The sequence below is a fragment of the Ruegeria sp. HKCCSP351 genome (assembly GCF_017872535.1).
Lineage (GTDB): Bacteria > Pseudomonadota > Alphaproteobacteria > Rhodobacterales > Rhodobacteraceae > Ruegeria.
In genome coordinates, this window is the sequence record NZ_JAEDOV010000002.1 from 497,622 (window position 1) to 510,392 (window position 12,771).

Annotated in this window: 10 protein-coding genes and 1 pseudogene; 4 read left to right on the top strand and 7 right to left on the bottom strand. The window is 54.7% G+C overall.

Annotation, left to right across the window (positions count from 1 at the left end; all coding sequences use genetic code 11):
• Positions 1-10 precede the first annotated feature (10 nt).
• The 7 genes from I9182_RS06415 to I9182_RS06445 form a co-directional block, all read right to left on the bottom strand.
• The gene (locus I9182_RS06415) at positions 11-1,057 is read right to left on the bottom strand and encodes a LacI family DNA-binding transcriptional regulator (protein ID WP_209597338.1); all 1,047 of its coding nucleotides are present in this window, start codon (positions 1,055-1,057) and stop codon (positions 11-13) included.
• A complete protein-coding gene (locus tag I9182_RS06420) occupies positions 1,057-1,806 on the bottom strand; it encodes a sugar phosphate isomerase/epimerase (RefSeq protein WP_209597340.1) in 750 nt (249 codons plus the stop codon). Before I9182_RS06420 ends, I9182_RS06415 begins: the two co-directional genes overlap by 1 nt.
• Positions 1,807-1,886: 80 nt before the next feature.
• Positions 1,887-2,969, bottom strand: a complete 1,083-nt coding sequence (gene ugpC / locus I9182_RS06425) for a sn-glycerol-3-phosphate ABC transporter ATP-binding protein UgpC (protein ID WP_209597342.1) — start codon at positions 2,967-2,969, stop codon at positions 1,887-1,889.
• 3 nt (positions 2,970-2,972) lie between these two features.
• Entirely contained in the window at positions 2,973-4,628 is a 1,656-nt protein-coding gene (locus I9182_RS06430; RefSeq protein ID WP_209597344.1) for an alpha-amylase family glycosyl hydrolase, read from the bottom strand.
• Between the two features lie 9 nt (positions 4,629-4,637).
• Positions 4,638-5,786, bottom strand: coding sequence for a carbohydrate ABC transporter permease (locus I9182_RS06435; RefSeq protein WP_209597346.1), 1,149 nt, complete (start codon positions 5,784-5,786; stop codon positions 4,638-4,640).
• A 3-nt stretch (positions 5,787-5,789) separates the two neighbouring features.
• Complete coding sequence (locus I9182_RS06440) at positions 5,790-6,797, bottom strand: sugar ABC transporter permease (protein ID WP_209597348.1); 1,008 nt, start codon at positions 6,795-6,797, stop codon at positions 5,790-5,792.
• A gap of 57 nt (positions 6,798-6,854) precedes the next feature.
• Entirely contained in the window at positions 6,855-8,213 is a 1,359-nt protein-coding gene (locus tag I9182_RS06445; RefSeq protein ID WP_209597350.1) for an ABC transporter substrate-binding protein, read from the bottom strand.
• A 214-nt stretch (positions 8,214-8,427) separates the two neighbouring features.
• Between I9182_RS06445 and I9182_RS06450 the strand changes: the two genes are divergently transcribed.
• The 4 genes and pseudogenes from I9182_RS06450 (at position 8,428) to I9182_RS06460 (ending at position 12,755) form a co-directional block, all read left to right on the top strand.
• A complete protein-coding gene (locus tag I9182_RS06450; protein WP_209507653.1) occupies positions 8,428-9,465 on the top strand; it encodes a substrate-binding domain-containing protein in 1,038 nt (345 codons plus the stop codon).
• Positions 9,462-10,763, top strand: a pseudogene (locus tag I9182_RS20385) (GH1 family beta-glucosidase); the annotation flags it as partial. The gene I9182_RS06450 and the pseudogene I9182_RS20385, both read left to right, overlap by 4 nt.
• Positions 10,740-11,789 (top strand): ROK family protein, encoded by a 1,050-nt coding sequence (locus tag I9182_RS20390; protein WP_245222539.1) that lies wholly within the window; start codon positions 10,740-10,742, stop codon positions 11,787-11,789. The pseudogene I9182_RS20385 and the gene I9182_RS20390, both read left to right, overlap by 24 nt.
• Before the next feature lie 39 nt (positions 11,790-11,828).
• Entirely contained in the window at positions 11,829-12,755 is a 927-nt protein-coding gene (locus I9182_RS06460) for a carbohydrate kinase (protein ID WP_209597354.1), read from the top strand.
• Positions 12,756-12,771 lie beyond the last annotated feature (16 nt).

A 12,771-nucleotide genomic window follows, 5' to 3' on the forward strand; every position in this document is an offset into this window, starting at 1 on the left:
CTTTATTGGATCAGGTGGTCTGCGCCGCTTCCGGCGCCGGGGAGTCAGGTTGCCGCTCGATCAATGTGGCCCTGATCTTTTTTTGAATCTCGGACGGATCGACACCGTCCAAGGTTTTCAACATGAACTCACCCAGCAGACGGCTTGTTTCAGCAATCGGCAAGTAATAAGTGCTGGGTGGCGGTACAAAATACTGGCTGAGCTTCAAGTCATCGTTCGAGATGACCACAACGTCCCTGCCAACATGCACTCCGGCTTTATCGGCAGCTGACAGAGCCCCAAGGGTTATGGCCTCATTTGCACAGATGATGGCGCTCGGCGGTTTCGGCAACTGCATTAGCGTCGCAAATTTCTGCTGACCGGATTCTGCGGTGGTCGGGCCGGTGGATACCAGTGCCGGGTCCAACTCCACACCGCATTCTGACAGCGCATCAGCATACCCCCGGCGGCGTTGTTGTGCATAGATCAGGTCATCCGGCGGGTTTATCAAAGCGATGCGACGATGCCCCAGCGCAAGTAGTCGAGCCGTGGCATCATAGGCCGCTGCCTGACTGTCGAGATCCACAAAAGGATGCGGTTGGGGGCTGTCGCTCATGCCGTATGTGACAAAAGGAAAACCCTGCCCCTGCAGATACGCGATGCGTTCATCATGAACACGCGTGCCGGAAAAGATCACGCCATCAGCCTGCCCTTCCTGCACGATGGACTTCAACGTCTGCAGCGCAGCCTCGCCATCACATGTGCTAAATACGCTCAGCTGATAGCGTGATCCTATTAGCGCATTGGATATCCCGGCCAGAATTCGCGTAAACTCTACACCTTCCCACTCTTCCGCCGCATCATTTGAAACACTGACCATGACCGCAATTCTATAGGACTTATTAGTGCGCAGCTTTAGGCCATCCAGATTCACCCGGTATCCCAGCTCCGATGCAACTTTCTGAATCTCTTCCCGGGTTTCCCGCTTCACCGATACGGAATCCCGCAGAGCATTTGAGACTGTGCCAACGGAATACCCGGTACTTCTGGCAATCGATTTGATCGTCGCCCGCGCCATCACTCAAACCCTGCCAATTGTTCCGTCAAAAACGACCGACCCGTTTGCAGCGTGCGTACGTGATCTGCGGTTTCGTCATGTTCAACAAAAAGATCCATGCAGTTGGTCGAGGCAAGCGCGTGCAGGGTTGCGTTCCAGTCAACCGCACCTTCGCCCAAATCGCGCCAGCGCGCGTCACCTGTTCCGCCTGCTGGGTCGATATCCTTTGCATGTACGGACAGGATTCGATTGGCGTGGCGGCGGATCGCGTCCGCCGGATCCAGGCCAGCCGCAACCAGCCAACCGATATCTGGCTGCCAAAAGACATCTCCGCCGGAAAGGATCAGGTCAAGAGGTGTGTCGCCAACCTCGCCGATAAGATCAAAATCATGATTGTGATACGCCAGGCTGACACCATGATCCATCAGCTGGTTTGCCCATTTGGACAACTGGACCGACACCACCCTCCATCCCTCGGCAGTGTCGGGCCGCACCTGGGGCGCCAGCCAAGGCATGACAGCCACCCGGCATTCCATTAGGTTTAATACTTCGACGATATCCGAAAATCGCTCTTCGAACTCTTCCCAATCAAAATGTGCAGACCGAACACTAAGGCCTGACCCGAAAATAATGCCAGCCATCTGAGCGGGGGTGAGGCCGTGCAAGCCAGTGGTTTCGACATCTGAAAAACCGCAGGCCGCAACCAATTGCAGTTGATCTGCAAGATCACCGCATTGTCGCACTGTGTAGAGTTGGGCAGAAACTCGCATCCCTCACCATTGAAACGTTTCAATTAAGGTGGATTATGAGTTATATCCTTGTCAAGCGCCGTATAGATGCGACCTAGCTGTTACTTTCGCATGGAAACACCGTTGTGAAAAAGATGCACTTTTTCCGGGACCGCCCCTACGGATACCACCTGCCCACGCAGATTTCTTTGTACGCCAGGTAATTTGGCAATCGCAGCTTCGGAGTCTTGAGTCTTTTCAAAATATAGAAGCGTGACCTCTCCCAGTGCTTCAGTGAAATCCACTTTTCCTGTCAGGACTGCGGCTTCGCTCGTGATGAAAAAATCCTCGGGGCGAACCCCGATTGCGACCTGTCTTCCGAGATCGCTGTCTTCAGTAGGAATCGCTGACACAGCAATTCCACCTGATGCAAGCTCAACAGTTGTCATTTCTCCAGTCTTTGTGATTTTACCTGGCAAAAGGTTCATGGAAGGTGAGCCTATGAATTGGGCGACAAATTCGTTGTCAGGTGTCTCATAGAGTTCAAGCGGTGTTCCTACCTGCGCGATGCCTTTGTTGGCCAACACAACAATTCGGCTCGCCAGCGTCATGGCTTCGACTTGATCATGGGTCACATAGATCATGGTGCTGTCAGGCATGGCCTCCTTCAGGCGCGCGATCTCGATCCGGGTCGCAACCCGCAGAGCCGCATCCAGGTTCGAGAGCGGTTCGTCGAACAAGTATACCTTGGGGTCGCGCACGATGGCCCGTCCGATAGCGACACGTTGACGTTGACCGCCTGACAGGGCCTTGGGCAAGCGATCCAGAAACGGCTCCAGCTGCAGTATGCGTGCAGCTCGTTTCACGGCAGCGTCGACGTCGGTCGCAGGCATTTTGGCAATTTTCAGCGCAAACGCCATATTTTCCCTTACTGTCATATGGGGGTACAAAGCGTAGCTTTGAAAGACCATCGCAATACCACGTTGCGCAGGCGGGACGTCGTTCATTACCTGCCCTTCAATTTCCAGGGTTCCGCCCGTGATATTCTCCAGACCAGCGATCATCCGCAACAATGTGGATTTTCCGCAGCCTGACGGACCAACAAATACGATCAGTTCGCCCTGTTCGATATCAAGATTGATGTCTTTAAGCACGTCGACTGGGCCATAGGACTTGGCGACCCCCGTGAGTTTGAGATCTGACATGCCTTACCCCTTGTTTCTGACCATCAGGCAAAATTGCGAAGCGCTAAGGGTGACGCTACCTATACCGCCAACTCCGCCCAGTTCTTGACCAATGAAACGCCAGTTGCCTTCCGGCAGTTTTAACTTGGTCGTGTCCGACCCCAGATTGAACGCACAATAGACCTTCTCCCGGGAATCCTCGCGCAGGAAGGACAAAACCGATCCAGCCTCGGTCAGGTCGCGCTGCAAACCTGATGCCAAAGCTGAATGGGTGTGACGCAATGCAATGGCGCGGCGATAGTGGTTCAGCATAGATTGCGGGTCTGCTTCCAACCGGTCAACTGCATGTTCGGCTTGCCGGGCGCTTACAGGTAACCAGGGTTCGGTTGTACTAAAGCCTGACTGTTCATCCTGAGCGGCCCAAACCATCGGCGTACGGCATCCATCGCGACCTTTGAATTCTGGCCAGAATTCGAGCCCATACGGGTCCTGCAGCTTTTCAAACGGCACGTCAGCTTCTTGCAGGCCCAGTTCCTCACCCTGATACAGGCATGCAGAGCCGCGCAGGCACATCATCAAAACCACATACTGTCGCGCGGCTGCATCGTTCAGATTCCAGCGTGAAGCGTGGCGCTGCACATCATGGTTGGAAAATGCCCAACATGGCCATGCGTCACCTGCCTTCGCTTCCAGCTGGTCGAAAACGTGCTTGGTGTAAGTTGCTGTCAATGAACGATTTTCCAGGAACTCGAAGGCATAACACATGTGCATCCGCTTATCCCCGGATGTGTATTCGCCCATGATCTCGAGCCCACGCTGCGCATCTCCGACCTCGCCCAGACAAGCCCGGCCTTCATATTCGTCCGTCAAGGCCCGAAGTCTTTCGAGGAAGGCGATGTTCTCGGGCTGGCTTTTTGAAAACAGGTGGTCCTGATGGTTGTAGGGGTTCACGGCCGGTGCGATCGTGGCGTTGCGTTGATCCATCGGCAGCGCAGGATTGTCGCGCAGCGCCTTGTCGTGGAAATAGAAATTGATGGTATCCAGCCGAAAACCATCCACCCCCAGATCAAGCCAGAACCGCGCCACGTCCAGCAACGCATCCTGAACATCCGGGCAGTGGAAATTCAGATCCGGCTGCGATGTCAGGAAGTTGTGCAAATAATATTGCAGGCGTCGTGCATCCCATTGCCAGGCCGAGCCGCCGAAGATCGAAAGCCAGTTGTTCGGCGGCGTGCCATCCGGTTTGGGATCCGCCCAAACATACCAGTCGGATTTCGGGTTTTCCCGACTGCTGCGGCTTTCGATGAACCAAGGGTGCTGATCGGATGTATGCGACAGGACCAGATCAATCATGATCCTCAGACCCTTCGCATGGGCCTGATCCAAAAGCTCTTTGAAATCCGCCAGCGACCCGAACATGGGATCGACATCGCGGTAATCGCTGACATCGTAGCCAAAATCCTTCATCGGCGATTTGAAAAACGGCGAAATCCAGATTGCATCAACGCCCAGCGAGGCAATGTAATCCAGTCGCGCAGTGATGCCCTTCAGATCGCCGATCCCATCCCCGTTGCTGTCCTGAAAACTGCGTGGGTAGATCTGATAGATCACACCACCGCGCCACCAGTCCGAAGACAGTTTTGTTGCTTTGCATTGTTCAAGGTTGTTCTGCACGTTCATCAGACGCCTCTATTTGACAGATCCGGCCAGCAAGCCCCGGACCAGGTATTTTTGCATCGCGAAGAAAACGACCAGCGGCACGAAGATCGACACGAAGGCAGCCGTCGCGAGGATTTCCCAATTGCCACCGCGGGTGCCCAAAAGCTCGACGATGCGGTTCGTCATGACAGTGGTCTGTCCGGTGGCATCGATCAGGAAAACTTTGGCAACCAACAGGTCGTTCCATGTCCACAAGAACTGGAAGATCGCAAAAGACGCCAGAGCGGGAAAACTAAGTGGCAGGATCAGCTTAGTGAATATTTGGAACTCGGTGGCCCCATCAACGCGTGCGTTCTCGATCAGGTCGCGCGGAAGCCCAGCCATGTAGTTACGCAGCAAATAGATCGCCAGGGGCATTCCAAATCCTGTATGGGCAAGCCAGACCCCCAGGTACCCTTTGCCAATTCCGATGCTCAAGTGAAATTTCAGTAACGGGATCAAGGCAAGCTGAAGCGGCACGACCAAAAGACCAACGACCGCTGCGATCAGCAGCGCCCGGCCCGGAAAATCCATCCACGCCAGCGCGTAAGCCGCAAAGGCTGCGACCAATATAGGGATGATTGTCGCCGGTATCGTAACGGTTAGCGTATTGAAGAATGCCTTGGCCATGCTGTCTGTGTTGGTCTGGTCCAATAAAATTTTCCGGTAATTGTCCAAGGTGAACTCGGGTGGTAATTCGGCTGTCACGAAGATACGCGCACCGCGTTTGCCGGTAAATTCCTCAGAGTTCTCCATCCGGTAATTACCAGCTTCATCTACTGTGATTATGCCTCCTCTGCGCAGTTCGGCCGTTTCGCCCGGTTCAAAGACCCCCACATCACGCGAACTGATACCCCATCTGGAAATCGTTACTTGCTCATCTTCGCCGAACAACGCCCCCTGAATGATATACACTCCGTTTTCCAGCACCTGCGCCTCGGGCGCGGCACTGCGCAGCGTCAGGTTTTGTTCAGAAGGAAACAGAGACCGCCACCAGCCGCCGGACGAAATCTGATCTGCCGTCCGAAAGGACGAAATCAGCAAGCCAAGCGTCGGAATGACCCAAAGGATCACCAGGAAGATGACTGACAGATGCACCACCCATCTGAGCGCGGGTTTGGTTCCGGCGATGTCGCTCATGGCTTACTCCATCTCCTTGCGCGCGTTGCGCACGTTCCAGACGAGGATCGGCGTGACAAGCAACATGATCACCATGGCCGAGGCCGATCCGACGCCCCAGTCATTGGCGCGGAAAAGCTTGTCGTACATGTAGTTTGCCAGCACCTGCGTCTCCCACTGGCCGTTGGTCATGGCAAAGACGATGTCGAATACTTTGAGAACAGTGATCGTGATCGTCGTCCAAACAACAAGGATTGTGGTTTTGATCTGCGGCACCTTGATCCTGAAGAAGATCTGAAAGGGATTGGCCCCATCCAAAATGGCCGCCTCGATGGTTTCTTCGGGAATACCGCGCAAAGCCGCCGACAGGATAACCATGGCAAAACCAGTCTGTATCCAGATCAGGACAACCATCAGAAAGAAACTGTTCCAGAAGGGGATTGTTAACCACGTGTTGGGTTCGGTGCCGCCGAAGAAGATGTACAGCGCGTTCAGGATTCCTATCTGGTCCTGTTCAGTCGGCCGTGCGTCATAAACCAGTTTCCAGATCACCGATGCACCAACAAATGAAATGGCCATCGGCATGAAAATCAAGGACTTGGCAAAGTTACCCCAGCGGATGCGGTCGGTCAGTTGCGCCACGAGAAGACCAAAAGCCGTTGACATTGCTGGCACAACGATCAGCCAGAACATGTTATTGCGCATGGCTTCCCAAAACTTCGGCTCAGCCGCCATTTGGGTATAGTTGTCCAAGCCAACCCAGCGATATCCGCTGCCAGGCACGCGTTCCGTAAGCGACAGGCGCAAGGTTTCAACCACCGGATACGCCAGATACAGCCCCAATGCAGCAAGCGCCGGGAACAGGAACAACCACGGGCGGATCAAGTTTGCGCGGTTGATGTTTTGGCCAGCGTTTGGCCCGCGCGGCGGGAACAGGACTTTGTCCAGAAACAGGTTTGAAAGGTAGAAATAGCCTACACAACCCGACACACCGATGGTGATCGTCAGCAGGCCTTGTAGTGCCGGTGTCATGGTGCGCTCATCCGTTTGGCAAGCGGGCGGTCACTGGACCGCCCCCCTGTGCGTTGATCACTTTGCCGCGTCCCAAGAGGACTGGATTTCACTAGCCACGGTGGCAGCATCTTTAGCACCAGACGAATAGTCTACCATCCCGGTCCAAAAAGTGCCGGCACCGACCGCACCCGGCATCAGGTCAGACCCGTCAAAGCGAAATGTCGTTGCGTTGGTTAAAATCTCCCCCTGACCCCGTTGCGTGTCATTCGCGTAATTGTCAGGATTTGCACCCAAGTGAGGCGTCAGGAAACCGTCCTGCGACATCATGATCTCGTGCGCGAATGGCGTCTTGAGAAACTCCATAAAGGCTTCCGCCGCAGGATTTGTGTTCGTAATTGTAAACAACGTCCCGGCCCCAAGCACTGGTGTACCTAAATCCTTTTCTGCATAGGCCGGGAAGTAAAAGAAATCAGCGTCAACACCCAGTTCCGTCCCTTCAGGGAAGTATGCTGGAATAAAAGACGCTTGGCGGTGCATCATGCAGGCTGGCGGGCTGTCGAACAAACCCTTTGGGCTGTCGCGAAAATCAATAGCCGCGGTGTCGTCCGCATTACCAACAACATAGTCGTCATTGCGGGTAAAGCTGCCATATTCCTCAATTGCAGCAATCACACGGGGATCGTCAAACTTCATCTCGTTCGACACCCATTGGTCATAGACTTCCGGAGGCTGGGTTCGCAGCATCAGGTCCTCAACCCAGTCCGTTGCTGGCCACCCGGTTGCTCCACCTGACGCCAATCCGACACACAAGGGTGTTTCACCATCAGCAACCATCTGATCCATCAGCGCCTTAAACTCTTCCATGGTCTGAGGCACTTCATACCCAAAGTCTTCAAAGTTTTCAGGAATGTACCAGACCAGGGACTTGACGTTCACGTTGAAGAAAAAGCCATAAAAATCGTCAGCCCCATCGGCGTTGGCAAAAGTACCCAAATCCACCCAGGACTGACCGGCTGCAAAGTTTTCCCTGATCCAGTCTGCCGAGCCTTCCGGAAGCGGTGTCAGATACCCTTGCTTCGCTAGGTTCGCCGCCAGTCCGGGCTGCGGAAAGACAGTCAGGTTTGGTGCTGATCCCGCAGCCGCGTCGATAAGGATTTGCTGTTCAAGCGAATCCGAACCAACATAGCTTGAACTGGCACCGGTCGCCGCGTCGAAATATGCGACAAGGTTCTCGAAAGACTTTCCTTCACCCGCCAGCCAGGGACCAAAAATGGTCAGGCTTTCACCGGATAGGTCATTGGCTTCGGCAAAAGCCTGAAACCCATCCCAGTCAAAGCCACCCACACCCACGGCGTGGATCAATTCACCCTGCGCCTGAACAGGCCCGGCCATCAGGGCGAACATCGCCGCACCTGCATAAAGCGAGTGTCTCATCAAAACCTCCTCCCACATTGTCGCGCCAGAAAGACTCTCTTTCAAAGCGCTTTGGATAGTGGGTTTATCTTCGATGAAAGTTAAACTGTCAACATCCACCCTGTTTCATTTATTTTTTAGCATCCCAGCGCCAATCCACAATAGCAGTTGACGGGAAAGACGATTATCAACAAAACAAACTAGGTCACTATATTGAAGGCGCTTTGAAATCATAATGAACCTGAAACAGCTCTCAGAGATTCTCAGGCTTTCCCAGACAACGGTCAGCCGCGCACTCAACGGGTACCCCGAAGTCAGCGAAGACACGCGCGCGCGCGTCCAGGCAGCGGCGTACAAACATGGGTACCGCCCGAACAGTCGCGCCAAGGGATTGGCGACTGGTAGATCCATGGTGATCGGCCACGTCATCCCAAGCTCTTCGCAGCATGAAATGGTCAACCCTATCTTTGGGGACTTTGTAGCCGGAGCTGCCAATAAATACGCCAAACATGGCTATGATATTATGTTCACAAATGCAGACGATACATCGATCGAGAAAGCGTATCGTAGTCTCTTCCAACGCGGCGCAGTGGACGGGGTTGTCTTGCAGAGTCCGAAGGTCAATGAGCCCCGGATCGAAGTTCTGACCCGAATGGGTGTGCCGTTTATTGTTCATGGTCGCTCAACGGGTGTGAACGCTTCATATGATTGGATTGACGTTAACAATAAAAGCTCGTTCCTGCGCGCGACGCGTTTCCTGATCGACCTAGGCCATCACCGCATCGCTTTGATCAATGGGCTCGAAGACATGGATTTCGCGCAACGCCGTCGCGAAGGGTACCTTGAGGCATTGAAAAACGCCGAGCTGGCTGTCGATCCTGATCTGATGCGCAGCGCGGAAATGACCGAAGTTTATGGGCATCGTGAAACGCACGGGATGCTGCAACTTGACGATCCACCCACAGCCATCCTGACTTCTTCCATGATTTCTGCGATCGGTGTCAGGCGCGCGATGGACGAAGCTGGTTTGAAAATGGGCCGAGATATCTCGGTAATCGCTCATGACGATGATCTTTCCTATTTAAAAAACGGGCAAGACGTTCCGATCTTTACTGCGACTCGCTCTTCAGTTCGCTTGGCCGGAGAGATGGCAGCAGAAATGCTGATCGAGCGGATCACGTCCCCGGATGATCCTGCCAAAACTAGATTGTTGGAGGCAGAGTTGGTAGTGGGAGAATCAACCGGTCCCGCACCAAACAGGTCGCGATCATGAAACACTCGCGCGCGGATTTCCCTGAGGACTTCCTCTTTGGCGTCGCTACCTCTGCCTATCAGATCGAAGGGCACGCGCAAGGTGGGGCCGGTCAGACTCACTGGGATACTTTTGCAGCTTCACCAGGCAACGTGGTTCGAGGTGAAAATGGCGACATAGCCTGCGATCACCTGAACCGTTTCGAACAGGATTTCGATCTGGTTCGCGACGCCGGATTTGACTGTTATAGATTTTCAACAAGTTGGGCGCGGGTGCTACCAGAGGGACGTGGTCAGGTTAATCAGATTGGGCTGGACTACTATGACCGACTAGCTGACGCGTTGCTAGAACGCGGGATCCGGCCTTGTGTGACGCTCTATCATTGGGAATTGCCCTCTGCTCTTGCGGATATTGGTGGATGGAGCAACCGAGACATCGCAGGATGGTTTGCGGACTATACCGAAATTATTATGGGGCGGATCGGCGACAGGATGTTCAGTGCTGCGCCGATAAACGAACCCTGGTGTGTCAGCTGGCTAAGCCATTTTGAAGGTCACCATGCCCCCGGCCTACGGGATATCCGCGCCACCGCCCGAGCTATGCACCACGTCTTGTTGGCCCATGGAAAAGCTATTCAAGCCATGCGCAGTCTGGGCATGAGCAATCTGGGAGCAGTGTTCAACTTGGAATGGGCTGAGCCCGCCGATGGCAGCACCGAAGCACAGCGCGCAGCGGACCTGTATGATGGCATCTACAACCGGTTCTTCCTTGGGGGAGTATTTAACCAATCTTATCCTGCAAATGTGCTGGAAGGGCTGGAGCAACACCTACCAGCAAGGTGGCAAAACGATTTTGATACGATTGGAACCCCCGTCGACTGGTGCGGATTGAACTACTACACGCGAAAGCTGGTCGCTCCTTCAACCTCTACCTGGCCAGCCCTGAAAGAAGTTACAGGGCCTTTGCCCAAAACTCAGATGGGGTGGGAAATCGAACCATCCGCCCTGACCAATTTCCTGATCCGAACACGGAAAGACTATACGGGCGGGTTACCAATCTATATCACCGAAAACGGTATGGCGAGCGCGGAACGTCAGCGGGATGATGATCGCATCGATTATCTCGACCGACACCTGGCCGCCGTACGGGACGCTTTGGCACAAGATGTTCCGGTAAAAGGCTATTTTGTCTGGTCGCTTCTGGACAATTACGAGTGGGCCTTCGGGTATGAGAAAAGGTTTGGACTGGTGGACGTGGATTTTGAAACGCTTGAGAGAACACCAAAAGCGTCGTTCATGGCGCTCAAGTCTGCCCTTTCCGGGGGTCAGAACGTCTCCCAGCCGTTAGCGCAACCATCCGGTGCGGTGCATGAGCATTGGAATCTGGTTGCTGACATAGGGGGCACCAACACACGGCTGGGCGTGGTTACGAACGGCGAGCTGACAGACCTGCGCAAGCGCCCGACGGGGACACTGGAAGATCTGCTTGAAGCGTTTCACGCGCTTCGGGATGAAATCGGAACAAATCCGCAGGCAGTGGTGGCGGCGGGGGCGGGCCCTGTCCGAAACGGCACGATTCGGCTGACAAATGCCAATCTGGACCTGTCCGAGGCCGAATTGGCCAAGGCCACCGGTGCCAGTCATACGTTTGTAATTAATGATTTCACCGCTGCAGCCTGGTCGGTAGCAGAAGTAACCCAGAAAGATGTTGCCGTCTTGCAAGGTCACGCAACACCGCCCGCAGGCACGCGATTGGTGGTGGGTCCTGGCACCGGGCTTGGCGTGGGAGCGTTGCTGTTTTCCGAGGGCCACTATCATACAGTCTCTGGTGAAGGTGGGCATGTGGGTCTGTATCCGCGTCACCGAGACGAAGTTGACATCTTTGAAGCAGCCCGCGGGATTGCGCCCGAGTGTTTCTTTGGTGACAGCCTCGCGCTGGAAGCTGAAATGTTCCTCAGCGGTACGGGCTTGCCTATCCTCTATCAGGCGATCGGGCTGGCGGCAGGCCATGTTCAGACACCAACGCGCTCGGCGAAAGACATCCTGCGCGACGCCCGCGACCATTCTGACCCCGTCGCGGTAAAGGCAGCTCGGATGTTCAACACCCATCTGGGAGCTTTGATGGGCGACATGGCTGTCACACTGATGCCTGCGGGCGGAGTGTTTCTTGTTGGCGGCGTCGCGGAAAAGAACCGCTGGTTGTTCGGTGATGAGTTCAGAGAGGCATTCAACGGCGGCGGCCGTTTCAGCGAACTGCGCCGCTCGTTGAACCTGTATGTATCCGAGCAAGCAGAGTTCGGCATCATCGGGGCGAACAATTTCTGCAAGAACGCTTTGATGCGATAACAGGTCTTCCTGACAAAATAATCTGAAAAGGACTACGAAATGATCCTGTGCTGTGGTGAAGCCCTGATCGACATGATTTCCGAGCCGACAGTGTCGGGCGCACAAGGATTTGTACCGCACACAGGTGGGGCGATATTGAACACGGCGGTCGCAGTCGGTCGTCTGGGTGTTTCCGTCGGAATGCTGACCGGTGTGTCGTCTGACATGTTTGGCCAACAAATTACTAAGGCGCTGATTTCAAGCCATGTTGACACGTCACATGTGATCGTCTCTGACCGCCCCACGACCCTTGCGTTCGTACAGCTAAAAGACGGTCACGCCACTTACGGCTTTGTTGATGAAAACACCGCTGGACGAATGCTGCAACCCGAGGACATGCCGGACCAGCTTACAGCCGTGTCCGCCTTATATCTTGGGGGTATCAGCCTGGCATGTGAACCCTGCGCGGATGCCTATGCCTCCCTTCTGAACCGCCACGGAGCGGATCGCGCAGTGATGTTGGATCCGAATATCCGACCGGATTTCATCAAGGATCAGACCCGGTATCGAACCCGTCTGAACCGCATGATTGCGCAGTCCGATATTGTGAAGGTTTCAGACGAAGATCTTGATTGGATCATCCCAGGAGCCGAACCCGAGGCCGCCAAAGCGTCCCTTTTATTGCAGACCGGTCCGTCTGCCCTCATCGTGACCAGGGGTGGCGACGGGGCGAACGGGTACTTGGCCGACGGTTCCAAGGTTTCGGTTCCTGTAAAACCTGTTCAGGTTGTCGACACGATCGGCGCGGGCGACACGTTTAATGCTGGGGTTTTGACCGAACTCAGCCGCGCAGGGCATTTGACAAAGCAAGGGCTGCGCAATCTGACCCCCGAAAGCTTGCGGGCGGCCATGGCGTTGGGCGCAACTGTTGCCGCTGTAACAGTATCACGCGCCGGGGCAGAGCCGCCCTGGGCACATGAAATTTGATTGCCTGCAACAACCG